Source organism: Pseudomonas sp. 10B238 (assembly GCF_000970615.1).
Classification (GTDB): domain Bacteria; phylum Pseudomonadota; class Gammaproteobacteria; order Pseudomonadales; family Pseudomonadaceae; genus Stutzerimonas.
Genome location: NZ_KQ033930.1, coordinates 125,494 through 150,703, shown reverse-complemented (window position 1 = coordinate 150,703; position 25,210 = coordinate 125,494). Strand labels below are relative to the sequence as shown.

The following is a 25,210-nucleotide window of genomic DNA, read 5'->3' as shown; positions in this document are numbered from 1 at the left end:
CTTGATTCAATCTTATTTATCCTCTATGCGTGCGGCACAGGGCCGATATAATGCGGCCCTTTGCCGGCTATCCGTTTGGGTAGCTGTGAACCGGCTCCCGGTGCCGCCTCGCCGCGTCGTTTTGCAGCCGTTCGGCCGCAGTCCTCTGGAAGAGATCTATGAAAAGCGCAGAAATCCGTGAAGCCTTCCTCCGCTTCTTCGAAGAGAAGGGCCACACTCGCGTGGCCTCCAGTTCGCTGATTCCCGCGAACGATCCGACACTGCTGTTTACCAACGCCGGCATGAATCAGTTTAAAGACTGCTTCCTCGGGCTGGAAAAGCGCGCCTATACCCGCGCCACCACCAGCCAGAAATGCGTACGCGCCGGCGGCAAGCACAACGACCTGGAGAACGTCGGCTATACCGCACGCCATCACACCTTCTTCGAGATGCTCGGCAACTTCAGTTTTGGCGACTATTTCAAGCGCGACGCGATCACCTTCGCCTGGGAGTTTTTGACGTCCGATAAATGGCTGAGCCTGCCGAAAGAAAAGCTCTGGGTCACCGTCTACGCCAGCGATGACGAAGCCTATGACATCTGGACAAAAGAGGTGGGCGTGCCGGCCGAGCGCATGGTTCGCATCGGTGATAACAAGGGGGCGCCGTACGCGTCTGACAACTTCTGGGCAATGGGTGACACCGGGCCCTGCGGTCCCTGCACCGAAATTTTCTTCGACCATGGCGAACATATCTGGGGTGGCCCGCCGGGTTCGCCAGAAGAAGATGGCGATCGTTACATCGAGATCTGGAATAACGTCTTCATGCAATTCAATCGCACCGCAGATGGCGTGATGCATCCGCTGCCGGCGCCGAGTGTCGACACCGGTATGGGCCTGGAGCGCATCAGTGCGGTGCTGCAACACGTCAACTCGAACTACGAGATCGACCTCTTCCAGAGCTTGCTGAATGCCGCCGCTCAGGCCATCGGTTGCGGTAATGAGGGTCAGGCTTCGCTCAAGGTGGTTGCTGACCACATCCGCTCTTGTGGCTTCCTGATTGCCGACGGCGTGACGCCATCCAATGAAGGACGCGGTTATGTGCTTCGCCGCATCGTTCGTCGCGCCTGCCGCCATGGCAACAAACTCGGCGCCAAGGGCAGCTTCTTTCACAAGATCGTCGCCGCGCTGGTGGCTGAGATGGGTGACGCTTTCTCCGAGCTGAAAACCCAGCAGGCGCACATTGAGCGCGTGCTGAAAACCGAAGAGGAGCAGTTCGCCAAGACGCTGGAGCAAGGTCTCAGGATCCTCGAGCAGGATCTGGCTGATCTTCAGGGAAGCGTGATTCCTGGCGAAGTGATATTCAAGCTGTATGACACCTACGGTTTTCCGATGGACCTGACTGGCGACATCGCCCGTGAGCGTGAACTGACGCTAGACGAAGAAGGGTTCGAACGCGAGATGCAGGCGCAGCGTGAGCGGGCGCGTTCGGCCAGTGCCTTTGGCCTGGACTACAACAGCTTGGTCAAGGTCGAGGGCGAAACGCGTTTCACGGGTTACCTCGGCACATCCGGCAGCGGTAAGGTGCTGGCGCTGTTCAAAGAAGGCATGGCGGTGCAGAGCCTGTCGGCGGGCGAGGAGGGCGTGGTCGTGCTCGACCAGACGCCGTTCTACGCCGAGTCAGGTGGGCAGGTGGGCGATTGCGGATACCTCTCGGCGGACGGTCTGCGCTTCGATGTGCGTGACACCAGCAAGGCCGGCGGTGCGTTCCTGCACCACGGCATTCTGGACAGCGGCAGCCTGCAGGTCGGCGCGACCGTCGAGGCTACGGTCGACGCATCAGTACGTCAGTCCACTGCACTGAACCACTCTGCGACTCATCTTCTGCACGCGGCACTGCGCCAGATTCTCGGTGAGCATGTCGGTCAGAAAGGGTCATTGGTCGACAGTCAGCGGCTACGCTTCGACTTCAGCCATTTCGAGGCGATTAAGCCTGAACAGTTGAAGGCCCTGGAAGAAAAGGTCAATGCCGAAATTCGCGGCAACACGGCAGTAGAGATCGAGGAAACCGACATCGAAACTGCTAAGAGCAAAGGCGCTATGGCCCTGTTTGGCGAAAAGTATGGGAACCAGGTGCGCGTATTGACCATGGGGGGCGGCTTCTCAGTCGAGCTGTGCGGCGGAACTCACGTCAAGCGTACTGGAGACATCGGTCTGTTCAAGATCATCAGCGAAGGTGGTGTGGCTGCGGGTGTGCGACGTATCGAGGCAGTTACTGGTGAGCAGGCGCTGGCCTATCTGAACACTGCGGAAGAGCAGCTGAAAGAAGCAGCATCGCTGGTCAAAGGCACTCGTGACAATGTGCTGGACAAGCTGGGCGCCGTCCTCGAGCGCAATCGGCAGTTGGAAAAGGAACTCGAGCAGCTCAAGGCCAAAGCGGCCAGTGCCACCGGCAATGACCTAGCCAGTTCCGCTGTCGAGGTGAAGGGCGTCAAAATCCTGGCCGCGCGCGTGGATGGCCTGGATGGCAAGGCGCTTCTGGCATTGGTCGATCAACTGAAGAACAAGCTTGGCAGCGGCGTCATTCTGCTCGGTGGCGTGCAGGATGAAAAAGTCGTACTGGTCGCTGGCGTCACGCAGGATCTCACCGGCCGTCTGAAGGCCGGCGATCTGATGAGACAGGCTGCTGCGGTTGTTGGTGGCAAAGGTGGTGGTCGCCCGGATATGGCGCAAGGCGGTGGGAGCGACGCGAATCGCCTCGACGAAGCATTAGCCATTGCCGCGGCGTTCGTCGAGCAGGGCGTGTAGCAGGAGCGTGTCAGGTTGGGTTGGTCGCGATGGGCTGTTTGTCTGGTGACCACCTCGGTCAGCGGCTGGTCCGGTCGCTGTCCGTAGGCACTTTGCGGTGCTGGGTTGATTGTTTAATAAGCGCCCTTGACGGGCTTAGGCGGCGATGAGATGGCTTTGATCGTACAGAAGTTTGGAGGTACCTCGGTGGGCTCCGTCGAGCGCATCGAGCAAGTGGCGGCGAAGGTCAAAAAATTCCGTGATAACGGAGACGACATTGTCGTGGTGGTCTCGGCCATGAGCGGTGAAACCAACCGGCTGATCGATCTTGCCAAACAGATCACCGAACAGCCGGTCGCCCGCGAGTTGGACGTGATGGTGTCGACGGGCGAGCAGGTCACTATCGCTCTGCTCGCGATGGCGCTGATGAAGATTGGCGTTCCAGCGGTGTCCTATACGGGTGCCCAAGTCCGCATCCTGACCGACAGTGCCCATACCAAAGCGCGCATCCTGCAGATTGATTCGCAGCAGATTCAGAAGGAGCTCAAGGCCGGGCGAGTCGTTGTTGTGGCCGGATTCCAGGGCGTGGATGAAGCCGGCAATATCACCACGCTTGGCCGTGGCGGTTCAGACACTACCGGTGTGGCTCTCGCTGCAGCGTTGAAGGCAGACGAGTGCCAGATCTATACCGATGTCGATGGGGTTTACACGACCGATCCTCGCGTCGTTGCCAAGGCGCAGCGCCTGGACAAGATTACCTTTGAAGAAATGCTTGAGATGGCAAGTCTCGGGTCGAAAGTGTTACAGATTCGCGCCGTGGAATTCGCAGGTAAATACAGCGTTCCGTTGCGCGTGTTGCATAGTTTTCAAGAGGGTCCAGGAACCCTCATTACCCTTGATGAAGAGGAATCCATGGAACAGCCCATCATTTCCGGCATCGCTTTCAATCGTGATGAAGCCAAGCTGACCATTCGTGGTGTGCCGGATACCCCCGGGGTGGCCTTCAAGATCCTTGGCCCGGTCAGTGCGGCCAACGTCGAGGTGGACATGATCGTGCAGAACGTCGCGCACGATAACACTACGGATTTCACCTTCACTGTCCACCGGAACGATTACCATAACGCGCTGCAAGTGCTGGAAGGTATCGCCCGTGACATGGGCGCCCGCGAAGTCATTGGTGATATCGACATCGCCAAGGTATCGATTGTCGGCGTAGGTATGCGTTCTCATGCGGGCGTCGCGAGTCGGATGTTTGAGGCACTGGCGAAGGAGAACATCAACATACAGATGATCTCTACCTCTGAAATCAAGGTCTCGGTAGTGATTGAGGAAAAATACCTGGAATTGGCGGTACGGGCATTGCACACCGCATTCGAGCTGGATGCTCCCGCTAGCAAGGGGGAATGACGCGCTGACTGCGAACTGATTCGAGCCTTCCGTCGTTTTCGCCGGGGGCAAAGGAACTTTAGAGTCGTTGTTACTGGTCAATAGCTGGTGAAAGGCTCTAGGTCGATGTTTCACGGAACATTATCCGTCTTTATCTTTGCAGACTGTTTACTGAATTGAATCCGTTTTAAGGAGAAAGGAATGCTGATTCTGACTCGCCGGGTCGGAGAGACCCTGATGGTGGGTGACGATGTGACTGTCACTGTACTGGGTGTCAAAGGAAATCAAGTGCGTATAGGAGTGAATGCACCCAAAGAGGTAGCGGTGCATCGCGAGGAGATTTATCAACGGATCCAGAAAGAAAAAGATCAAGAACCAAGCCATTAATATTTATGTGATTTTTGGCTTTGCAAGCGGGGCGAAGATGGGTATCATGCGCCCCGTGTTGCGGAGAGGTGGCCGAGTGGCCGAAGGCGCTCCCCTGCTAAGGGAGTACATCTCAAAAGGGTGTCGGGGGTTCGAATCCCCCCCTCTCCGCCATTTTGCATGATTGGTTTGTGGGTCGGTTTTAGCGGTTCGGTTTGATAAAAAACATTGAACCAAAAAGCTTGACCACCGAATTCACAAACTTATAATGCGCACCCTTAGTGCACTCATAGCTCAGCTGGATAGAGTACTCGGCTACGAACCGAGCGGTCGGAGGTTCGAATCCTCCTGAGTGCACCATATTTTCGGATCTCAGAAATGTGGTTCGTGTTGTAGCCAGCGGTGACCTGGTTTATCAATCGCCTTTGCACTCATAGCTCAGCTGGATAGAGTACTCGGCTACGAACCGAGCGGTCGGAGGTTCGAATCCTCCTGAGTGCACCAAATCGGAAAAGGGTCTGCAGCGATGCAGACCCTTTTTTCGTATGTGGAGTTAGCGTTTCCCTCGAACGCAGCCGTTTTCATCGAAGGTGACGGTGCGTGTCCTGCCCTTATCGTTGCTGTAGCGGTACTGCATCTGGCCATTGCGAGTGGCCACTGTGTCGGGTGTGCCGAAGGTGCTCTCGATATCGGTGCGGGTCATGCCGGGATGAATCTGCTTTTTGATCAGCGCATCTCGCCTTGCGCTCCCGGTTATGCGGTTTCCGCATCCATCATCCTGTGCGCCTACAACGGTAAGGCTTCGCGCCGACTCTTTCTTTGACGTCTTACGTCGTCCTTTAGATTTGGCCAGAGGTACGGCTTTGCCGGAACTGGGTGTGGGATTCGCTGCCTCCTGAATCTGAGCGGTCTGATCGATCGGGCATCCCTGTCGAGTAAACGTGAGGTTCCCTGCGGCATCACTGCAGCGATAGATGCTTGCAGCAAACGTTGGGGCGGTGGAGAGGAGAAGGGCACAGCAGCTTACTGCGATCAGTTTGTTCATAGTCGTCCTCCTTGACGATGGGTCGAACCAGCCTAGCCAAATACCGCTTGGCTCGCAGCGGTGCCTTTCCGCAACGTGAATGCGTCCACATTGATAGCGCGATCCTTCGGTGGCGACGCGCAAGCGATTGTATTGCCTGTATTTCGCGGTCGTGCATCGCAGTTGCGGTGGTATTATTGCGCAGTCCGCCCGTTTGGGCTTCTGGATCCGCCTCATGGATTTGCCCAGTAGTCGTATAAAACCCTCGCTTGCCAATCACGTTTTGAATGATTGATCCCCTGGCGCGCTCCAACCGCTGGGGGTGGAGTGCGCCATGACTGAAGTTGAAGCAAAAAAGCCGCAGGAAAGTCTCCAGGATCGTCTGGCGCAGGTCGTCGAGTTGCTCCACCGGCACAGGATCGTCGAGGATCTTGCGCATCGTCAGAGTCAGGAAGGGCAGCATCAGGATCTTGTCGAAAACCTGGTGCATCGCCAGAACCTCGTCGAACTGCAGCGCAAGCTGGAGGCGCTTCACCCCGCTGACATCGCGCATATCCTCGAAGCTTTGCCCCTTGATGACCGCCTGACGGTCTGGCAGCTGGTCAAGTCCGATCGCGATGGCGATATCTTGCTCGAGGTTTCCGACGCGGTCCGCGAGACGCTGATCGCCGACATGGACGATCACGAGCTCCTCGCTGCTGCCAAGGAAATGGACGCCGACGAACTGGCGGACCTGGCGGCCGAGTTGCCGCGAGACGTCGTTCACGAGCTAATGGAAACGCTGGATGCGCAACAGCGTGAGCGTGTCCGCTCGGCCTTGTCTTACGAGGAAGATCAGGTTGGCGCTCTGATGGACTTCGAGATGGTCACGATCCGCGAGGACGTAAGCCTTGAAGTGGTGCTGCGCTACCTGCGACGGCTGAAGGAGCTGCCCGGTCATACTGACAAGTTATTCGTAGTCGATTACGACGGCGTGCTCAAGGGCGTTCTACCCATCAAGCGATTGCTGGTTAATGATCCGGAGCGGCATGTGGCCGAGGTGATGGCCAGTGATCCAGTGACATTCCATCCGGATGAGGATGCGTATGAGGCGGCCCAGGCATTCGAGCGCTACGACCTGGTTTCCACACCGGTAGTAGACAAAAGCGGCAAGCTTATCGGGCGCTTGACCATCGACGAGATGGTTGACCTGATCCGTGAGGAGAGCGAAAGCGAAGTGCTCAACATGGCGGGTCTGCGCGAAGAAGAAGACATCTTCGCCTCGGTCTGGAAATCGCTGCGTAACCGTTGGGCCTGGCTTGCAGTCAATCTCATCACTGCCTTTGTTGCCTCGCGTGTGATCGGCCTATTCGATGGCTCGATCGAGAAGCTAGTTGCATTGGCTGCGCTGATGCCGATAGTCGCTGGCATTGGCGGTAATTCGGGCAATCAGACCATCACCATGATTGTCCGAGCAATGGCCCTGGACCAGATGGGTACAGGCAACAGTGCTCGCTTGCTGCGCAAGGAGGCCGGTGTTGGGATGCTGAATGGCTTGATATGGGGTGGGGTTATCGGTGTCGTGGTCTACTGGCTTTACGGCAGCTGGTCGTTGGGTGTGGTGATGACTGCGGCGATGACGCTCAATCTTTTGCTGGCGGCCTTGATGGGCGTGCTGATTCCGGTGACTTTGGCGCGAATGGGGCGAGACCCGGCGCTGGGTGCCAGTGTCATGATCACTGCCGTTACCGACAGTGGCGGTTTCTTTATTTTTCTCGGGCTCGCAACAATTTTTCTCCTCTGACTCGTTCCGCCTGCGTCGACTTGGCGTTTGCCTTGCGCCTGTTGTTCGGGCTACTGTTCTGAGGTTTCGCGCTAGCGAACGCCCTAACTCGAAGCGAATAACAGGCGGCTTGAGCTGCTGATAGAAAGGGAATCCCGATGACCCCCAGCGAACTCCTCCTAGAAGGCGTCGAACTTATGCTGTTCGGCTTAGGTTCCGTTTTTGTCTTCCTCGTGTTGTTGATTGCTTGCATTCGCCTGATGTCTTTTGTGATCGGTCGCTTCGACAGTGCGCCCACCGCTCAGTTGGCTTCCAGCGAACCCGCTGTGGCTGAAGTGGATGCCGATCTCATTACGGCAATCCAGACCGCTATCCATCAGCACCGCGCTCGTCGTGGTTGATTCAGAACAGGGAGTTCCCTTCATGACATCTGTCAAACAGCCGCTCGGCATTACCGATGTGGTGCTTCGTGATGCGCATCAATCCATTCTGGCTACCCGCGTTCGCCTTGAAGACATGCTACCGATTGCCGGCAAGCTCGATCAGGTTGGCTTCTGGTCGGTCGAGTCCTGGGGCGGGGCAACCTTTGATTCTTGCATTCGTTATCTGGGCGAAGATCCCTGGGAGCGCATCCGCGAACTGAAGAAGGCGATGCCCAACACTCGGCAGCAAATGCTGCTGCGTGGCCAGAACCTGCTGGGCTATCGGCATTACGCCGATGATGTGGTTGAAAAGTTTGTCGAGCGTGCTGCGGCTAACGGCGTCGATGTGTTCCGTGTGTTCGATGCGATGAACGATCCACGCAACCTGGAAACCGCTCTGCGCGCGGTCAAGCTGCAGGGCAAGCATGCGCAAGGTACCATTTCCTACACCACCAGCCCGGTGCACACCCTGGAGATGTGGGTCGACCTGGCCAAGCAGATCGAGGACATGGGTGCCGACTCGGTAGCGATCAAGGACATGGCCGGCATTCTCACGCCGTATATGGCCTATGAGCTGGTCTCGCGCTTGAAGGCAAGCCTGTCAATTCCGATCCATATGCAGTGTCACGCCACGGCGGGCCTTTCCACAGCTTCCATTCTCAAAGCGGTCGAGGCGGGCATCGATAATGTCGATACAGCCATTTCCTCCCTCTCAATGACCTATGGGCATTCGCCAACCGAGTCGGTGGTGGCGATTTTCCAGGGCACCGAGCGTGATACCGGGCTCGATCTGCTGCTGCTGGAAGAGATCGCTGCGTACTTCCGCGAGGTGCGCAAGAAGTACGCAAAGTTCGAAGGCTCGCTCAAGGGTGTTGACTCGCGCATCCTTGTGGCTCAAGTGCCGGGTGGCATGCTGACCAATATGGAAGGCCAATTGAAGGAGCAGGGCGCACTCGACAAGTTCGATGAGGTGCTCGCCGAGATTCCTCGCGTGCGTGAAGATCTCGGGTTCATTCCATTGGTAACGCCGACCTCGCAAATCGTCGGTACCCAGGCCGTCATCAACGTGCTCACCGGTGAGCGCTTCAAGTCTATTACCAAGGAAACCGCAGGCATCCTCAAGGGCGAGTACGGAGCGGCACCAGCCCCGTTCAATGTCGAACTGCAGCAGCGCGTCCTCGACGGTGCAGATGTCATCACCTGCCGCCCGGCCGACCTGCTGCAGCCGGAAATGGAGAAGCTAACGGCCGAGCTGAAGGGGTTGGCGCAGGAAAAAGGCATCAAGCTGGCCGAGAACGAGATTGATGACGTCCTCACCTATGCGTTGTTTCCTCAGATCGGCCTTAAGTTCCTTGAAAACCGATGCAATGCCTCTGCTTTCGAACCGGTGCCGACCGGCAAGGAGCAAGCGCCACGGGAGGCGGGCGTACCCGAGGTCTACACCGTCGAAGTCAACGGCAAGTCCTTCGTCGTTCAGGTCAATGAAGGCGGCGACATAGAGGGCATCAAGGCTGTTGGCAGTGGCTCCGCCGCCCCGTCGACAGTCGCTAGCGCGCCGGCGTCTGGTACAGGCGAACCTCAACCGGCTCCGTTAGCTGGCAATATCTTCAAGGTTCTCGTGCAGCCCGGTCAGCTGGTTCAGGAAGGAGATCTGGTGATCATCCTCGAAGCCATGAAGATGGAAACTGAAATCCGTGCGTTCAAAGCCGGCACCGTTTCAGGTGTGAACGTCAAGGTCGGCGACGCGGTGTCGGTGGGCGATAGCCTGCTGACCATCGCTTAAGGAGCGCTGCATGGATAAGTTGCTCAAGCTGTGGCACAGCACTGGTCTTTATCATATAGAGCCCGGTCAGCTGCTGATGATCGTGGTGTGTCTGGGGCTGATCTATCTGGCGATTCGCAAGGGGTTCGAACCCTTGCTGCTGATCCCAATCGGATTTGGCGGCGTGCTTGCCAATATTCCCGTTGCCAACATGGCCGAGGGTGCGGGCATCCTCCACCTGTTCTATGAAGTGGGTCTGCCGACCAGTGTGTTCCCGTTGTTGATATTCATGGGCGTCGGCGCCATGACAGACTTCGGTCCAATGCTGGCTAACCCCAAGACTCTGCTGCTCGGTGCGGCGGCGCAATTCGGTATCTTCGCCACCTTGCTTGGTGCCTTGTCGCTGGCTGCAATGGGGGTTCCGGGGATGGAATTCACACTGCGTGAGGCTGCTTCGATTGCGATCATTGGCGGTGCAGACGGCCCCACTTCAATCTTCGTTACGGCAAAGCTCGCGCCGCATCTGCTGGGGCCGATCGCTGTCGCGGCCTACTCTTACATGGCGCTGGTTCCGTTGATTCAGCCACCCATCATGCGAGCGCTGACGACCAAGGAAGAACGCGCCATTGTCATGACGCAGCTGCGCCATGTAGGTCAGGCAGAAAAGATCGTCTTTCCGCTCATGCTTGCGCTGCTGGTGGGATTGCTGCTGCCGGATGCTGCGCCGCTAGTAGGCATGTTCGCCTTTGGTAACCTGTTGCGCGAGTGCGGGGTCGTGGATCGTCTGGCCGACACCTCACGTAACGCGCTGATAAACATCGTGACCATCGCGTTGGGGCTGACTGTTGGCTCTAAGCTGTCCGCCGAAGCCTTCCTGCAGATGAAAACCCTTGGGATCTTGCTGCTCGGAATGGTTGCCTTCTGTGGCGGTACGGCGGCGGGCGTGCTGATGGCCAAGGTCATGAACATGTTCAGCGCGAACAAGATCAACCCGCTGATTGGGTCGGCCGGCGTTTCGGCAGTGCCAATGGCGGCGAGAGTATCGAACAAGGTCGGGCTTGAGGCGAATCCTCAGAACTTCCTACTCATGCATGCCATGGGCCCGAACGTAGCAGGGGTGATTGGCTCGGCTGTTGCGGCGGGCGTTCTGCTTAGCTTTGTAGGCTAGCGCCACTGCTGATGCGTGGCGTGGGAAAGAGGCACGAGGAAATGCCTACGCTGATAAGGCGTAGGCATTTTCGTTTCATGTTGCTATTAAATCCACCCTATCGCCAAGGTGGCTAACAATGCGTCTTACCAAATGCAAACTGCCCTGTCGTGCTGTCAGGGCGGTTTGCGCTAGTCGTCAGTACTGAACGGATTCAATCTTCTTCTTTCGCAGCTTCGGCATCCTGCGCGATAAGGGCGATCAGTGCGTTTTGCTGGCGGTGGGCCAGCTGGCGAAAGCGTTGCAGCAGTTCGCGCTCATGCAGCGACAGTTCCGGGCTGTCCAGGCGCATTGCGGAATCGTCATCAAGCGCACCTTCTTGAAGAAGGCTTTGCTCTAGGCGAGCAATGATCTCGGAGTTCATGCTTCGATGGTGGTTCCGCGCAACCTCTGCAATGCGCTCTCGCATTCCGTCTGGGAGCCGAACCACGAATTTGTCAGCCGTGCGGCTGGAGTAAACTGCCTGCTTCATTGGGCGCATATTAAACCGGTTAGTCAGGTGGGCGATGGTGGCTTATTGCCGTTCTAGTCACCGGTCTGACACCAAACAGCACATGCTGTTCCACGACCTGCGAAAAAGATGCTGGACAACTTAATGACGCCAATTATACGGCGACAAAAGTAGGAGTAAAGGCTCTGTGGTGGCCAATAGCCTTTATTGTGATCCAGCGCTTATCTCGTCTGCGTCGCTAGCGCAGCACTGGGTCGAATTTGATTCGCCGACCTAGCAGCAGCGTAATCGTAAACAGCACCGCGAATAGCACTGTGCCGCCTGTGACAAGCGTATCCCAGAACTCAGGAAGGGTTGAGCCGATACTCAGGGCGCCGCACAGCATGCCAAGCGCAAGGAATAGATATCCGTAAATAGACATTTTCATCTCCGATAAAGCCTGCATGCAGCCATCTTGGTTTAGAAAATCCAGCGCTGTGCCTGAACGGGCTTGCTTTGCGCGCTGCTGCTAATGGTGCTTGCCGGCACAGAAAGCCTAGGTGTGGTCACCTGGGAGGGGGTCGATGCTGTCTTCATAAGGTCCGTTGTTGGCATGGTCTCAAGCAGCGGAATTGCGACAGCGGCCAAAAGGGCGGTGCTGAGTAGGTAGGCTGGGCGTGGCATCGGCGTCTCCTTCGCGTTACGGTCAGGTAATTAAGCACCTCTCGTGCCAACAGGTTGTTGGTAAATAACTGTTATATATCAATGATTTATCAGTTATTTTCAGATTTGGCCAATGCGCTTTGCAAGATTTTCGCTTCTCGTTCATGCAAAATGCAATGGGTGGTGTGTGCTGTCATGGTCAGCCATTGGGCGTTGCTGCTTTATAAGTGGGGCGGGCATGACAAACGAGCCAATGGTCGCTAACATGCTGCCGCCCGCGTGTCCCAGTAGCTCAATTGGATAGAGCATCCCCCTCCTAAGGGGAAGGTTGTGAGTTCGAACCTCGCCTGGGACGCCACATAGGAGCATTTATCCCCCTGGCCTAGATGGACAGCTCCTGCAAGTCATTGCCTTTAGGTCTGCTTCGATGGCGCATCTCCGTGCTGATTGAAGCCGGCTTCGGCCCCTCCGTTCCGGCCTATCCTCACAACCGGCGCTTAGTGCTGGACCTACGTACCTACTGCATTGTCACAGCTGCACCGACGCTCGGCGGCTCCATAACGGACCGCGAACCAGCGGGTCCTTTCATGCTGCTGGCATGTTTCGGAGAAGGCGTGCCATTGCCATCGTCGCTGCTTCCACCGATCGGGTCGATCTCTGTCTCAGCCGACTGCAGGCGCCATCGACACGTACCGAGTGCACGATAGTTCAGGCCTTCCAAGGTGGTCTGGACGCGCGGGGACGCGTTTGCGGGGGGGGCATTTGAAGAAGGGCGCCAGGCATCACACTGGCTCAACATTCGAGCCTCTAGCTAATCACACCGTGTATAGGGTCAGCTATCAATACGAGCCGGTGTTTTGCGCTGTCGTTTTCTATGCGCAGGCTGACTCGCCGTTTGCTTTGGTCGCGAGCTGACGAGTAGGTGCCGGGTAGAGAGGGTGGCGTTTGATGAACGCCGATCAGTAGCGTGCGTGTTGCTGTATCAACTAAACCGGTCGGTCACCTGATCGCGTCGGGCTTCGCGTTGTAGCTGATAGACGAACCGTTCAACCTGTCTCTGCGTTAAACCGCTGATTCGGTGGAAGCGTATCCCGCAGAACGTCAGATCAAGTTTCTCATCGTAGATAACGTGGCGCAGCTCAGCTGCGGTTGTTATGGCGCCGAAAGGCAAGTCTACGGAAAGTTGATCATAGACTTGGCCGGACTGTAGGCCAGCTTGTAGATTCCCTGGGAAGCTCAGCTTGCAACCTGTTGCAGACATGTCCAGGACTTTGCCCACCAGCGGTTTCCTGATCGTCCTTCCGTTCAGTTGCGCTGCGATTGGCTGCCCGCTCAGTGTGGCGCGATAGGCGTTTCGCCGCTGGTGATAGAGAATTTCGTCTGGCAGGTGAGCCCAATAGCAGCGCGCATCGTCCAATTCGCCAAGATGAACCGGATGTGGATTATTCCAGGCAATTCGCACGCCCTCGTAAAAGCCTTCTATTTGGAAAGCTTCTCCTGACGCCATTAGTCGCTCACCATCGCTAGGTATCAGCTCGTCTAACGCAAGCCAGCCCTTTTCGCGGTTTATCTCTACCAGGTAAGTCTGGTACCGCTGAGCGCGCTCGGCAAAACGGACCTGCAGCGGGATATGGTTATCCAGCAGGGGGCGTAAATTTGCCTGAATTTCGACTGGAGTCTTGAGTATCTGAGGGGGCTGAGGGCCTTCTCCCTCGGCGAAAGGACTAGACACTTGGCGTTGCTCTCCGGCATGTAACGACGACAGTCCAATGATAGCACTTTGATGCTATACGGCTGTGGATGGTTCAGGCCTGGCTGAGCGGGCGATGATGAGTGCTTTTGGCGGCAGCTCCCCGGCGGTCGTAAACGTCCGGGGTCTGGGAGGTGCCTTGCAGTATTTGCAGCATGGTGCCTACGGCGCTCTGGTTGGCCCGGATAAGCTTGCCATTGCGTTCATTGGCTTTGCGGCAGTCCTCAAGGATGATCTCCAGCTGTTCTGCCTGGGCAAGGATCTCGCCGCCTATCTCCGAAGCTGCGGCAAACTGTGCCAAGCCGTTCCGGTCGGCGCTCAGCTGTGCCCTAGCTAATGCCTGGCTGCGTAGTGTGCCGTGTTGGCCCAAAAGTGCCAGCAGTGCCTGCTTTTGCGTGAGCAGCTGCTCCAGTCCACCGAGATTACGCTCAGAGAGCGCCAGATATTCCGCGTTGGTGAGCTCGCGTAGCGTTCTGGCGGTGTCGATATCGTTGGTCAGCTGCTGGAGCAATTCGGAATCTAGCATAGTGGCCTCTGTTGCACTCACGCCCGCTCGCATTGGTGTCAGGCTCAGCGCTGGCTTTCGAACGACAGTAGCTTCGACGCCACTCGCTGGCTGTCCACCTGATAGCTACCATCGGCAATTGCCTGCTTGATCTGAGCAACACGCTCTTGATCAACGGCGGGCTGCTGGTTCAACTTCTCGGTGGTCTGCTGCAGGCGCTGGGCTTCGGGGCTCAGCTGAACGCTCTCCCCCGATACCGGGCTGTTGCCGGTGGTCTTTGCTTCGTCAGTGGAGGGCTGCTGAGCCGTTGGTCGCTCAGTGTTCTGGACGTTGCTGCTACGCCCATTGCTGGTTGAATTGACGGCGCTGTTGGGCCGATTGAAATCGATAACCATGATCGAAACCTCGAATAAGTCAGGACGCTTGCCTGCTTTTCGGCAAATCCAAATAAAACTTTAGTCTTTTTTCATATGGGCGGCTGGCGTAGCGGCGCCCGACTTCACATTGCGACTTCTACCTGCCCGGGACCAACGACGCGGGCTTTGATGGTTCGTCCGGAGCGCTGGTTTTTGACTCTGATCTGAGAGCCAAGCGCGCCGTCGGACAGCGCCTCACCAGGCATTCTTACATTTATCGTAGAGTTTTTCGCGCTGATTACCACCTGGTCGCCTTTTCGGACTATTTCAGCTGCGGATAAGTAGGTTGGAGGTAGCACCTGGTCGGGGAGGGCGCTGCGGGTAATCTTATTGCCCAGCACTTGGTCGAACGAGGTCAGATAGCCTTGATTGAGCAAGCTGACGTCGCGCTCGGCAAGGGTGACATCGGCTAGCTCTACGACACTCTCTCGGGCCAGGGGTCGTTTGGCTACGATTACCTCGCGGAACAAATGGACCTGTGCAGGGACGAAAACGGACCAGGGCGAAGCAGCTTCACAGCTAACTCGCACGGTAATGCGACCAACGGGTTGTGCCGGGCTTTCGAGTCTGGTCGTCAATTCTTGATCGCAGGCCGCTAGCCGTAGGCGCGGGTCCAGCCTGTTCAAGTCGATCTCGTAGCGCGCCTGAATTTGACTACGCTGTAAATAGTCAGTTACTTCCTGCTCAAGAAAAGCGCGGGTCGCGTCGATAAGCTGTTCAGGTCGCGTAAAGCTTGCTGAGTCAGCCAGCTGGCTCAGCCCGCACAGAGTTGCCAATAGAAACGTTTGGAAAAGCGTCTTGCACGGATGCCGGAAAAAAGTCGTCTGTCTGCTCATGTCTTGGTTGAAGCAAGGGACGTGCCGTTTGTTGGCCGTTCAGAAGCTGACTGGGCAGGCGAGACAGGTAATTTTGCAAATCCGTGTTGGTAATGCATGCCACTTCAGCGCCAGATAGTCTGAGCTACAGATGTCTGCCCGCCCATCTCACACGCAAGAGGAAACTGGCATGGCCGGTGTATTGGATTCGGTTAACCAGCGTACGCAGCTGGTGGGACAGAACCGTTTGGAGCTGCTGCTGTTCAGACTGGACGGCAAGCAGCTTTATGGCATCAACGTGTTCAAGGTCAAAGAGGTGCTGCAGTGCCCTCGGCTCACGGTCATGCCTCGGTCGAGCCCGGTGGTGAGGGGGGTGGCAAACATTCGGGGAAGCACGCTTTCTATCCTCGATCTGTCCGCTGCTACAGGAAAGCCAGTGCTACAGGATTTGCCGAATAGCTTTGCCATCATTGTCGAATACAACACCAAGGTGCTTGGTTTTCTCGTCCGCTCGGTGGAGCGGATAGTCAACATGAACTGGGAAGACATTCTTCCGCCGCCTAAGGGTGTTGGGCACGACCATTATTTGACGGCCGTGACTCATGTAGATCAACAGATGGTGGAAATCATCGACGTTGAAAAGATACTCGCCGAAGTGGCGCCGGTGTCCGAAGTGCTCTCGGTCAGCATTGCGGACGAGGCAACCAGTAACAAGGCCTCAACCAGCCGGGTATTGATTGTCGATGACTCGTCTGTGGCGCGAAAGCAGATCATGCGTTGTCTACAAAATCTGGGAATCGAGGTCGTTGCGCACAATGATGGGCGGCAGGCGCTCACCTATCTGCGGAAGCTTGTAGCAGAGGGCAAGAAGCCGTCTGACGAATTCATAATGATGATTTCCGATATCGAAATGCCAGAAATGGATGGTTACACCCTGACGACGGAGGTTCGTCAGGATCCGGCTATGCGTGATATGCATATTCTGCTGCATACTTCGCTTTCCGGTGTGTTCAACCAGAGCATGGTCAAGCGGGTCGGAGCGGACGATTTTCTCGCCAAGTTTCAGGCAGATGATCTGGCCAATCGAGTGATAGAGCGGATCCGGACTACGGATAAGAATTGAGGCTTCGTCCTCTTAATATGACTGGTGGGCATTATTAGTGTCAGGTGATCCGGATTTCGATCAGTTCCGAATATTCCTCGAGAAGACGTGCGGCATTCTGCTGGGCAGCAACAAGCAGTACCTGGTGTCCAGCAGGTTGAACAAGCTTATGGAGCAGCAAGGGCTCAAAACGCTTGGCGATTTGGTCAGGAAGATTCAGGCCCAGCCACGTAGCGGCCTGCGCGAGCAGGTCGTGGACGCCATGACAACCAACGAGACGCTCTGGTTTCGTGACACCTATCCTTTTGAGGTGATGAAAAACCGCGTGCTGCCTGAGCTGCTGAAAAACGCGCCGGGACAGCGCTTGCGTATCTGGTCGGCGGCTTGTTCATCAGGGCAAGAGCCTTACTCGCTGTCGATGACCATCGACGAGTACGAGCGCAGTAGTCCTAGCCAGCCGAAAACGGCAGTTCAGATCGTGGCTACTGAATTGTCAGGCGCCATGCTTGCTGCATCGAAGGCAGCCGAATATGACAGTCTCGCTATCGCTCGAGGTTTATCCAGTGAGCGGCTGCAGCGTCATTTCGAGGTGAAAAGCCCGGGTCGTTGGGTGGTTAAGCCGGCAATTCGTAGTCGTGTTGAGTTTCGGGTGCAGAACCTTCTCGACAGCTATGCAGTGCTCGGCAAGTTCGATGTGGTGTTCTGCCGCAACGTGCTGATTTATTTTTCTGCTGATGTAAAGAAAGACATCCTCAAACGAATCCACGCGACGTTGAAGCCAGGCGGATACCTCTTTCTGGGAGCATCAGAAGCGCTGAACGGTCTTCCTGAGCTGTATCAGATGGTGCAATGCAGCCCGGGCATCATCTACAAAGCAAAGTGATGGTTTCATAGCAAAAGGCGGCAGGAATCTGTCGCTATGGGCTGGATGAGCGGCAAAAACATAGGTCACGCTTTGCCGCTTTTGACGCCTAGTCCGATCCACTCTTCGTAAAAATCTTATAAATCAGTCAGTTGCCGAAATGGCATGGGCTTTGCTGTGAGTTTGCTAAGCAGACTTGTACCCGGCAAAGGGCTAGATCATGAGCATCAGTTTCGACAAGGCACTCGGCATCCATGAGAAGGCGCTCGGTTTTCGCGCTCAGCGTGCCGAGGTGCTTGCCAACAACATTGCCAACGCTGACACCCCTAACTACAAAGCGCGTGATTTGGATTTCAGCTCGGTGCTTGCTGCGCAAAACAGCAAGAACCAGGGCGGATTCGGCGTGGCCGTGACCAGCAGCAAGCATATTGCCGCCGAAGGCATGGAGATTGCCGATCCCGGCTTGCGTTTCCGCACGCCGGCGCACGCTTCGCTCGATCAAAACACTGTTGATGCCCAGGTTGAGCAAGCGGCCTATGCCGAGAATGCTATCGACTTTCAGGCAAGTTTCACCTTGCTCAACAGTAAATTCCGGGGGCTCATGAGCGCCCTGCGCGGCGAATAAAAGGAGCAAAAACCATGTCCCTCAGCAGTGTATTCAGCATCGCCGGCAGCGGCATGAGTGCCCAGAGCACTCGTCTCAACACCATTTCCAGCAACATTGCTAACGCCGAAACGGTGTCGTCTAGCGTCGATCAGACTTATCGCGCGCGTCACCCCGTGTTCGCAACCGTGCTGCAGCAGGCCAACGGGTCGCCGAACGAGTCGTTGTTCGCTGAGCAGGACCAGGCAGGGGCAGGGGTGCAGGTGCTGGGAGTGGTGGAAGACCAGAGCGAACTGCAAGCCCGGTACGAGCCCAACCATCCGGCGGCGAATGCCGAAGGCTACGTGTATTACCCGAACGTCAATGTCGTTGAAGAAATGGCCGACATGATTTCTGCCAGCCGGTCGTTTCAAACCAATGCTGAGCTGATGAATACAGCCAAAACCATGTTGCAGAAAGTACTGACCCTGGGCCAGTAACCACTACGAGATATAGCCATGAGCACGACAGGCGGCGTCAGCGGTACCGGCTCGGTACTTGACCAATACCAGATCAAAGATCGCGAGGTTAAAAGCAACGACCTCGGCAAAAACGAGTTTCTCGAGTTGCTGGTTACGCAGCTGAACAACCAGAACCCGCTGGAGCCGCAAGAGAACGGTGAGTTCATCGCTCAGCTGGCACAGTTCAGCACCGTTGAAGGTGTGGAAAAACTGAATTCGAGTATGGAAACCATGCTGTCCGGGTATCAGTCATCCCAGGCGCTGCAAGCATCGTCACTCGTTGGCCGCAAAGTAATCGTGCCAACCGATAAAGCCGTTGTGGATACCAGCGAAACCTTCAAGGCCAGCATCGTTCTCCCGACAACCAGCAGCAACGTGGCGGTCAACGTCTATGACAGCGCCGGTACGGTAGTGAATCGGATCAACATGGGTCAGCAGGAAGCTGGCAATGTTTCGTTTATGTGGGATGGCAAAGACTCGAGCGGCAAAACCTTGCCGCCGGGCACCTATCGATTCGAAGCACAAGCCACTTATCAAGGCGAGACGAAGGGGTTGTACACCTTGCTTCCTGCCAACGTAGACAGCGTCACTCTCGGACAAAACGGCGGTGAGCTTCAGCTCAATCTGGCCGGTGTCGGCAGCATCGGGCTATCTCAAGTCCAGGTTATCGGTCAGTAACTACCGGCGCGCCCGGTAACAGGAGCAATTCATGTCGTTCAATATCGGCCTTAGCGGCATGCGTGCCGCCAGCAAAGACCTCAATGTCACGGGTAACAACATTGCCAACGCTGGCACGGCTGGCTTCAAGCAGTCCCGTGCTGAGTTCGCGGATGTTTACGCGTCTTCAGTGCTAGGCACTGGCAAGAATCCTCAGGGGAGCGGGGTGCTTCTTGCAAACGTGTCGCAGCAGTTCAATCAGGGCAACATTAACTACACCCAAAACGCGCTGGACCTCGCTATCAACGGCAACGGCTTTTTCCAGGTAAGCAACAACGGCGCGTTGAGTTACACCCGCGCCGGCTATTTCGGAACGGACAAGGAAGGCAATCTGGTCGACAACTTCGGCTACAACCTTCAGGGGTATTCCGTTAATGAGGCCGGTAATATCCAGACCGGGCAGGTCAGTGATCTGAAAATCCAGACGGCAAGTCAGGAGCCAAAAGCTACCGCCAAGGTCACGCAAGGGTTCAACTTGAACTCAACGGATATCGCTCCGACCGATGTATTTGATCAAAATGACCCGCGGACATACAACGCTTCCACCTCTACTAATATTTATGATGAGCAGGGTAACGCACACGTCATGACGCAGTATTTCGTCAAAGGTGCGGTTGACCCAGCGGATCCTGATAGTGCGAACAGCTGGACGATGCATGTTCTTGTCGACGGGAGAAACCCTCAAAATCCGACCGATGCATTGAACGGGACTAAAGCAGCCGAAATGCAGCTCAAGTTCAAACCGGACGGTAGCTTGGCCAGCATGAGCGCGGATGCTGCCTCAGGACTTACTTATTACCCTGCTACCGGTTTGGTCTCGCTCGACGACTGGCAGCCAGCGATGCAAGATAGTACCGGAAATTGGAGTCTAAACGGTGCAGCTACTGGGGGAAGCTTAGACGTATCGTTAGACATGCGTGGCTCCACCCAATACGCCAGTGCGTTCGCCGTCAACAGCGTCAGTCAGGACGGTTATACGACTGGTGAACTGGCCGGTCTCGAAATTAGCGAAACCGGCGCCATCTTTGCTCGCTACACGAACGGCCAGTCCAAAGTACAGGGCCAGATCATTCTCGCCAACTTCGCCAACGTTCAGGGGCTCACTCCGGTCGGTAAGACGCAGTGGGTGCAGTCCTTCGAGTCGGGCGAGCCCGTGCGCAACCCGCCTGGTAGCGGCACCCTCGGTTCCCTTCAAGCCGGCGCACTGGAAGATTCCAACGTCGAGCTTTCAGATCAGCTCGTCAACCTGATCGTGGCGCAGCGCAACTACCAGGCGAACGCCAAGACCATCGAAACAGAAAGCGCGATTACCCAGACGATCATCAATCTGCGGTAATTGCTACCTAGCACTGCGCGGGGTGGCGGGAAACTGCCGCTTCGTTTTTAGAAGGCCCTTCGGGGCCTTTTTTTTGTTATAAAAGGCCTTGTGTTTCAAAGGCTTAAGAATAGTTTAATTGGTTGGCACATGGCTTGCTTTGTTTTGCAGCATAGGTCTGATTAGTGTCAATTCGGGTGCAGCGGAGGTTCCATGGACAAGATGCTTTATGTGGCGATGACGGGAGCGAGCCAGAACGCTCAAGCCCAGCAGGCGCATGCCAACAACCTGGCAAACATCTCGACCACGGGCTTCCGGCGTGACTTCGAGCAGGCGCGCTCCATGCAGGTCTTTGGCGATACGTTTCCAGCACGTGTGTATGCCATGACCGAGCGGCCGGGTACGGACTTCAGCTCCGGCACCTTGCAAGAGACAGGTCGGGATCTGGACGTTGCGATCGAAGGGGATGGCTGGATTGCCGTGCAGGCGCCTGACGGCAGCGAAGCCTATGCCCGTACTGGCAGCCTGAACATCGACACACTCGGCATGCTCCGGACCGGCGATGGTTTGCCGGTGCTCGGCAACGCCGGGCCGATTGCCGTGCCGCCGGAAGAGAAAGTGGAGATCGGCGCTGACGGCTCAATCAGCATCCGTGCGCTGGGTGAAGATCCGAACGTCGTGGTAACCGTCGATCGTCTCAAGTTGGTCAACCCTGATCTCAAGCAGCTGGAGAAGGGCACCGACGGCCTTATACGTATGAAGGATGGACAGCCTGTCGAGGCTGACGCCGCGGTTCGTGTGACCTCAGGCTTCCTTGAGGCAAGTAACGTCAACGCTGTTGCCGAGATGACATCGATGCTGGCTCTGTCCCGGCAGTTCGAGCTGCACGTGAAAATGATGCGTACTGCCGAAGAAGATGGTGCCGCTGCGGCCCGAGTCTTGCAGATCAGCTAATCAAACTAGTCGGCGCGACCAGATTCCGGCGCCATTGGAGAACGACATGCTTCCAGCACTGTGGGTGAGTAAGACCGGTCTGTCTGCGCAGGATATGAACCTGACCACCATTTCCAACAACCTGGCCAACGTCTCGACCACCGGCTTCAAGAAAGATCGGGCTGAGTTTCAGGACTTGCTCTATCAGATCCGCCGCCAGCCTGGTGGCCAGTCCAGCCAGGACAGTGAGCTGCCATCGGGTCTGCAATTGGGTACCGGTGTGCGGATCGTCGGTACGCAGAAGCAGTTCACCGCCGGCAGTCTGCAGACCACCGAACAGCCGCTCGACATGGCCATCAACGGCCGTGGCTTCTTTCAGGTGCTGCTGCCCGACGGCACAGTTTCCTACTCGCGTGACGGCAGTTTCCATCTGAACGCTGAAGGCCAGATCGTGACCTCGAACGGTTACTCACTGGAGCCGGCGATTGTCGTGCCGCCGGAAACGCAGACATTCACCGTGGGCGAGGACGGCACTGTTTCCGTCACAACGCTGGGTAACCCGGCACCACAAATCATTGGCAACATCCAGACCGCTGACTTCGTAAACCCGGCTGGTCTGCAGGCGATGGGCAGCAACCTGTTTCTGGAAACCGCCGCAAGCGGTGCGCCACAAGTCAGTACACCTGGTCTCAATGGCCTGGGTACCGTGCTGCAAAACACCTTGGAAAACTCCAACGTCAGTGTGGTCGAGGAGCTGGTGAACATGATCACCACTCAGCGCGCCTATGAGATGAACTCGAAAGTCATCTCCACGGCCGACCAGATGCTGTCCTTTGTTACCCAGCAGCTTTAACCGCTGTCAGCCGCTGGATTGAGGTGAATATGCGCCGCTTGTTGATTGTCCTTCCGCTGGTGTCCGCCGTGATTGTGTCTGGTTGCATGGCGCCAGCTCCGAAGCCTAACGATCCTTACTACTCTCCAGTTCTGCCGCGCACACCGCTGCCTGCTGCGCAGAACAACGGGGCGATCTACCAGGCGGGCTTCGAGACTAATCTCTACGACGATCGGAAGGCCTACCGGGTTGGCGACATCATCACCGTCACGCTCAACGAGAAGACACAGGCCAGCAAAAATTCAAACTCGAAAATTTCCAAGGACAGCAGTGCCAACATCGGCCTTGGATCGCTGTTCGGCGGCGCTGTTTCGATGGCCAATCCGCTGACCGACAACAAGATGACGTTGGGCGCTGAGTATGAAGCGGCGCGTGATACCTCTGGTTCTGGTCAGGCCGGGCAGAGCAACAGTCTCTCCGGTTCGATCACAGTGACCGTGTCGGACGTGTTGCCTAACGGCATCCTAGCGATCCGTGGAGAAAAATGGATGACGCTCAATACGGGCGATGAGCTGGTGCGAATTGCCGGTTTGGTACGTTCGGACGATATCGCCACCGACAACACCGTCCCGTCGACCCGTATCGCTGATGCCCGTATTACCTACTCTGGCACCGGCGCTTTCGCTGATGCCAGCCAGCCAGGTTGGCTGGACCGTTTCTTCATCAGCCCGTTGTGGCCGTTCTAAGCAGGTGCAGGCAATGAAACTGTTCAGCTCGATTCTGATTGCCTTGCTTTGCGTTGCAGTGCTTCCTGCCCATGCCGAGCGGTTGAAGGACATCGCCACCATTCAAGGCGTACGTAGCAACCAGCTGATCGGTTACGGTCTTGTGGTTGGTTTGAACGGCAGCGGCGACCAGACGACCCAAACGCCTTTCACGGTGCAGACCTTCAATAACATGATGGCGCAGTTTGGTATCAAGGTGCCCGCGGGCGGCAACGTTCAGCTGAAAAACGTGGCGGCTGTGTCGATACACGCTGAGCTTCCGCCGTTCGCCAAGCCGGGCCAGACGATCGATATCACCGTTTCGTCGATCGGTAACGCCAAAAGCCTGCGCGGCGGCAGTCTGTTGATGGCACCGCTTAAAGGGATTGACGGAAACGTCTACGCCATTGCCCAGGGCAACCTGGTCGTTGGTGGTTTCGATGCGGGCGGCGCGGATGGTTCGCGGATCACCGTCAACATCCCGTCGGCCGGTCGGATCCCTGGAGGGGCGACTGTGGAGCGGCCAGTGCCGAGCGCATTTAACCAGGGTACGACCCTGACGATGAATCTCAATCGCCCCGACTTCACTACCGCCAAGAACGTTGTCGATCATATCAATGAGCTGCTCGGCCCAGGCGTGGCTCAGGCACTCGATGGTGGCTCGATCAGCATCACGGCACCGCTGGATCCAAGCCAACGTGTGGATTACCTGTCCATCCTGGAAAATCTGGAAGTGGACGTGGGCCAGGCCGTCGCAAAGGTCATCATCAATTCGCGCACCGGCACCATCGTGATCGGTCAGAACGTCCGGGTTCAACCTGCAGCTGTTACCCACGGCAGCCTGACTGTGACCATTTCGGAAGATCCGCAGGTGAGCCAACCGAACCCGCTTTCGGACGGCCAGACAGTCGTCGTCCCTAACTCCAAAGTGAAGGCTGAGCAGGAGGCCAAACCGATGTTCAAGTTCGGCCCTGGCACCACGCTCGATGAAATCGTCCGCGCCGTGAATCAGGTAGGTGCTGCCCCCAGCGACCTGATGGCGATCCTCGAAGCGCTCAAACAAGCCGGTGCGCTGCAAGCCGACCTGATCGTTATCTGAGGAACGGGACATGGAAAATCGTCTGGGACTGGGTCGTCGTACCCCTGATAGCGGTAGTTACTCCGACCTCAACCGGCTGAATCAGCTCAAGGTTGGCAAGGACCGCGACGGTGCCGAGAACGTGCGCAAGGTCGCTCAGGAGTTCGAGTCCTTGTTCATGAACGAGATGCTCAAGTCGATGCGTTCGGCCACCGAGGTCATGGCGAAGGACAATCCGTTCAACAGCCAGGCCAGCAAGCAGTACCAAGATATGCATGACCAGCAGCTCTCAGTCACGCTGTCCAAGGAAGGCGGTGGCATAGGGCTGGCCGATGTACTGATTCGCCAGTTGAGCAAGGATCAGAAACCTGTCGAGAAGCCTAATCCGTTCGCGCAGGTTGCACAGACTGAAGGTGCCAAATGGTCGAGCAACCCTAACGCCAACACGACGCTCGCTAAGGTTGACCCGGCCCGTAACGATACCCAGATGCTCAACCAGCGTCGTCTGGCCCTGCCGGGCCGTCTGGCCGAGCGGGCGCAGGCGGATGTCGCTGCCGCGATTCCCCAGGCCGAGCAAGCAAACCAAGCGGGAGTGACTCAGCCGTTGGTCAACCTTGACTGGAAGCCAGCCACCGCTTTCGCGGCGCCCAAAGAAGCAGCTTTGACCATCAATGGCGTCGAAGCGAGCGCCCCGAGCGCCCCGAGCAAGACGCGCTTCAGCTCTCCGGCTGAATTCATTGCGACCATGTTGCCCATGGCAGAAAAAGCAGCCAAGCGTCTCGGCGTAGAACCGCGTTTCCTCGTGGCCCAGGCTGCGCTCGAGACAGGTTGGGGCAAGTCGATGATCAAGCAGAAAGACGGCAGCAACAGCCACAACCTGTTTGGTATCAAGGCTAACGGCTGGAGCGGGGAGTCGGCGAAAGTCACCACGACCGAATACGTAAACGGCAAAGCGACCAAGCAGGTAGCCGGGTTCCGGGCTTACGACTCGTTCGAGCAGAGCTTCAACGATTATGTCCGGCTGTTGGAGAACAACGAGCGCTATAAGCCCGCGATCCAGGTCGCCAGCGTCTCTGGTGATTCCGAGCGTTTCGTCAACGAATTGCAGCGGGCCGGTTACGCCACCGATCCGCAGTACGCGAATAAGATCAATCAGATCGCTCGTAAAGTGCAGACCTATCAGACAATTGCCGACGCCAGCACGTCGCCCGCGATGCGGACTAGGGGTTAAAC

The 25,210-nt window shown here is 56.7% G+C and carries 25 protein-coding genes and 4 tRNA genes; 22 read left to right on the top strand and 7 right to left on the bottom strand.

Going from position 1 to position 25,210, the window contains the following annotated elements:
- Positions 1-158 precede the first annotated feature (158 nt).
- The 6 genes from alaS to RT21_RS07415 all read left to right on the top strand — a co-directional run bounded on the left by alaS (position 159) and on the right by RT21_RS07415 (position 5,018).
- Entirely contained in the window at positions 159-2,783 is a 2,625-nt protein-coding gene (alaS, locus tag RT21_RS07440; protein WP_046162226.1) for an alanine--tRNA ligase, read from the top strand.
- A gap of 150 nt (positions 2,784-2,933) precedes the next feature.
- Positions 2,934-4,169, top strand: coding sequence for an aspartate kinase (locus RT21_RS07435; RefSeq protein ID WP_046162225.1), 1,236 nt, complete (start codon positions 2,934-2,936; stop codon positions 4,167-4,169).
- A gap of 180 nt (positions 4,170-4,349) precedes the next feature.
- On the top strand, positions 4,350-4,535 hold the full coding sequence (gene csrA, locus RT21_RS07430) for a carbon storage regulator CsrA (RefSeq protein ID WP_003283978.1): 186 nt from the start codon (positions 4,350-4,352) through the stop codon (positions 4,533-4,535).
- A gap of 62 nt (positions 4,536-4,597) precedes the next feature.
- Positions 4,598-4,688: transfer RNA gene (locus tag RT21_RS07425), tRNA-Ser, on the top strand.
- Between the two features lie 109 nt (positions 4,689-4,797).
- Positions 4,798-4,874 (top strand) — tRNA-Arg (locus tag RT21_RS07420).
- Between the two features lie 67 nt (positions 4,875-4,941).
- Positions 4,942-5,018, top strand: a tRNA-Arg gene (locus RT21_RS07415).
- 49 nt (positions 5,019-5,067) lie between these two features.
- On the opposite strand, the gene RT21_RS07410 is transcribed toward RT21_RS07415, so the two are convergent.
- Positions 5,068-5,559, bottom strand: coding sequence for a DUF4124 domain-containing protein (locus RT21_RS07410; RefSeq protein ID WP_046162224.1), 492 nt, complete (start codon positions 5,557-5,559; stop codon positions 5,068-5,070).
- Positions 5,560-5,872: 313 nt separating this feature from the next.
- Between RT21_RS07410 and mgtE the strand changes: the two genes are divergently transcribed.
- From mgtE to RT21_RS07390, 4 genes are all read left to right on the top strand, one after another.
- Positions 5,873-7,321, top strand: coding sequence for a magnesium transporter (mgtE, locus tag RT21_RS07405; protein ID WP_045425986.1), 1,449 nt, complete (start codon positions 5,873-5,875; stop codon positions 7,319-7,321).
- Between the two features lie 137 nt (positions 7,322-7,458).
- Positions 7,459-7,701, top strand: coding sequence for an OadG family protein (locus RT21_RS07400; protein WP_045425989.1), 243 nt, complete (start codon positions 7,459-7,461; stop codon positions 7,699-7,701).
- Between the two features lie 22 nt (positions 7,702-7,723).
- Positions 7,724-9,505: a sodium-extruding oxaloacetate decarboxylase subunit alpha gene (gene oadA / locus RT21_RS07395; RefSeq protein ID WP_046162223.1), complete on the top strand. Its 1,782-nt coding sequence runs from the start codon at positions 7,724-7,726 to the stop codon at positions 9,503-9,505.
- A 10-nt stretch (positions 9,506-9,515) separates the two neighbouring features.
- Positions 9,516-10,652, top strand: a complete 1,137-nt coding sequence (locus tag RT21_RS07390; RefSeq protein ID WP_045425996.1) for a sodium ion-translocating decarboxylase subunit beta — start codon at positions 9,516-9,518, stop codon at positions 10,650-10,652.
- A 193-nt stretch (positions 10,653-10,845) separates the two neighbouring features.
- On the opposite strand, the gene RT21_RS07385 is transcribed toward RT21_RS07390, so the two are convergent.
- The gene (locus RT21_RS07385; protein ID WP_045425999.1) at positions 10,846-11,172 is read right to left on the bottom strand and encodes an Arc family DNA-binding protein; all 327 of its coding nucleotides are present in this window, start codon (positions 11,170-11,172) and stop codon (positions 10,846-10,848) included.
- A gap of 208 nt (positions 11,173-11,380) precedes the next feature.
- The gene (locus RT21_RS07380) at positions 11,381-11,563 is read right to left on the bottom strand and encodes a PA3371 family protein (RefSeq protein ID WP_231107993.1); all 183 of its coding nucleotides are present in this window, start codon (positions 11,561-11,563) and stop codon (positions 11,381-11,383) included.
- A gap of 502 nt (positions 11,564-12,065) precedes the next feature.
- On the opposite strand from RT21_RS07380, the gene RT21_RS07370 reads away from it, so the two are divergent.
- Positions 12,066-12,142 (top strand) — tRNA-Arg (locus RT21_RS07370).
- 624 nt (positions 12,143-12,766) lie between these two features.
- On the opposite strand, the gene RT21_RS07365 is transcribed toward RT21_RS07370, so the two are convergent.
- The 4 genes from RT21_RS07365 to flgA all read right to left on the bottom strand — a co-directional run bounded on the left by RT21_RS07365 (position 12,767) and on the right by flgA (position 15,291).
- Positions 12,767-13,516, bottom strand: a complete 750-nt coding sequence (locus tag RT21_RS07365) for a flagellar brake protein (protein ID WP_046162221.1) — start codon at positions 13,514-13,516, stop codon at positions 12,767-12,769.
- 73 nt (positions 13,517-13,589) lie between these two features.
- A complete protein-coding gene (locus RT21_RS07360; protein ID WP_046162220.1) occupies positions 13,590-14,060 on the bottom strand; it encodes a flagella synthesis protein FlgN in 471 nt (156 codons plus the stop codon).
- Positions 14,061-14,104: 44 nt separating this feature from the next.
- Positions 14,105-14,434, bottom strand: a complete 330-nt coding sequence (gene flgM / locus RT21_RS07355) for a flagellar biosynthesis anti-sigma factor FlgM (protein ID WP_045426013.1) — start codon at positions 14,432-14,434, stop codon at positions 14,105-14,107.
- A 104-nt stretch (positions 14,435-14,538) separates the two neighbouring features.
- Positions 14,539-15,291: a flagellar basal body P-ring formation chaperone FlgA gene (flgA, locus tag RT21_RS07350; RefSeq protein WP_046162219.1), complete on the bottom strand. Its 753-nt coding sequence runs from the start codon at positions 15,289-15,291 to the stop codon at positions 14,539-14,541.
- Between the two features lie 169 nt (positions 15,292-15,460).
- Between flgA and RT21_RS07345 the strand changes: the two genes are divergently transcribed.
- The 11 genes from RT21_RS07345 to flgJ all read left to right on the top strand — a co-directional run bounded on the left by RT21_RS07345 (position 15,461) and on the right by flgJ (position 25,208).
- Positions 15,461-16,393: a chemotaxis protein CheV gene (locus RT21_RS07345; protein WP_046162218.1), complete on the top strand. Its 933-nt coding sequence runs from the start codon at positions 15,461-15,463 to the stop codon at positions 16,391-16,393.
- A 37-nt stretch (positions 16,394-16,430) separates the two neighbouring features.
- Positions 16,431-17,255, top strand: coding sequence for a protein-glutamate O-methyltransferase CheR (cheR, locus tag RT21_RS07340; RefSeq protein WP_046162217.1), 825 nt, complete (start codon positions 16,431-16,433; stop codon positions 17,253-17,255).
- Between the two features lie 199 nt (positions 17,256-17,454).
- Positions 17,455-17,859: a flagellar basal body rod protein FlgB gene (gene flgB, locus RT21_RS07335; protein WP_045426025.1), complete on the top strand. Its 405-nt coding sequence runs from the start codon at positions 17,455-17,457 to the stop codon at positions 17,857-17,859.
- Positions 17,860-17,873: 14 nt separating this feature from the next.
- Positions 17,874-18,317: a flagellar basal body rod protein FlgC gene (gene flgC / locus RT21_RS07330; protein ID WP_046162216.1), complete on the top strand. Its 444-nt coding sequence runs from the start codon at positions 17,874-17,876 to the stop codon at positions 18,315-18,317.
- 18 nt (positions 18,318-18,335) lie between these two features.
- Positions 18,336-19,016 carry a flagellar hook assembly protein FlgD gene (flgD, locus tag RT21_RS07325; protein ID WP_045426030.1) on the top strand — a complete coding sequence of 227 codons (681 nt, stop codon included), beginning with the start codon at positions 18,336-18,338 and terminating at the stop codon, positions 19,014-19,016.
- A gap of 31 nt (positions 19,017-19,047) precedes the next feature.
- Positions 19,048-20,391 carry a flagellar hook protein FlgE gene (flgE, locus tag RT21_RS07320; protein WP_046162215.1) on the top strand — a complete coding sequence of 448 codons (1,344 nt, stop codon included), beginning with the start codon at positions 19,048-19,050 and terminating at the stop codon, positions 20,389-20,391.
- 192 nt (positions 20,392-20,583) lie between these two features.
- Positions 20,584-21,324: a flagellar basal-body rod protein FlgF gene (gene flgF / locus RT21_RS07315; RefSeq protein WP_045426036.1), complete on the top strand. Its 741-nt coding sequence runs from the start codon at positions 20,584-20,586 to the stop codon at positions 21,322-21,324.
- Between the two features lie 46 nt (positions 21,325-21,370).
- Positions 21,371-22,156 carry a flagellar basal-body rod protein FlgG gene (gene flgG / locus RT21_RS07310; protein ID WP_046162214.1) on the top strand — a complete coding sequence of 262 codons (786 nt, stop codon included), beginning with the start codon at positions 21,371-21,373 and terminating at the stop codon, positions 22,154-22,156.
- A gap of 29 nt (positions 22,157-22,185) precedes the next feature.
- Positions 22,186-22,881, top strand: a complete 696-nt coding sequence (flgH, locus tag RT21_RS07305; RefSeq protein ID WP_046162213.1) for a flagellar basal body L-ring protein FlgH — start codon at positions 22,186-22,188, stop codon at positions 22,879-22,881.
- 13 nt (positions 22,882-22,894) lie between these two features.
- Complete coding sequence (locus tag RT21_RS07300; protein ID WP_046162212.1) at positions 22,895-23,998, top strand: flagellar basal body P-ring protein FlgI; 1,104 nt, start codon at positions 22,895-22,897, stop codon at positions 23,996-23,998.
- Positions 23,999-24,008: 10 nt separating this feature from the next.
- A complete protein-coding gene (gene flgJ / locus RT21_RS07295) occupies positions 24,009-25,208 on the top strand; it encodes a flagellar assembly peptidoglycan hydrolase FlgJ (protein WP_046162211.1) in 1,200 nt (399 codons plus the stop codon).
- Positions 25,209-25,210: the final 2 nt, after the last annotated feature.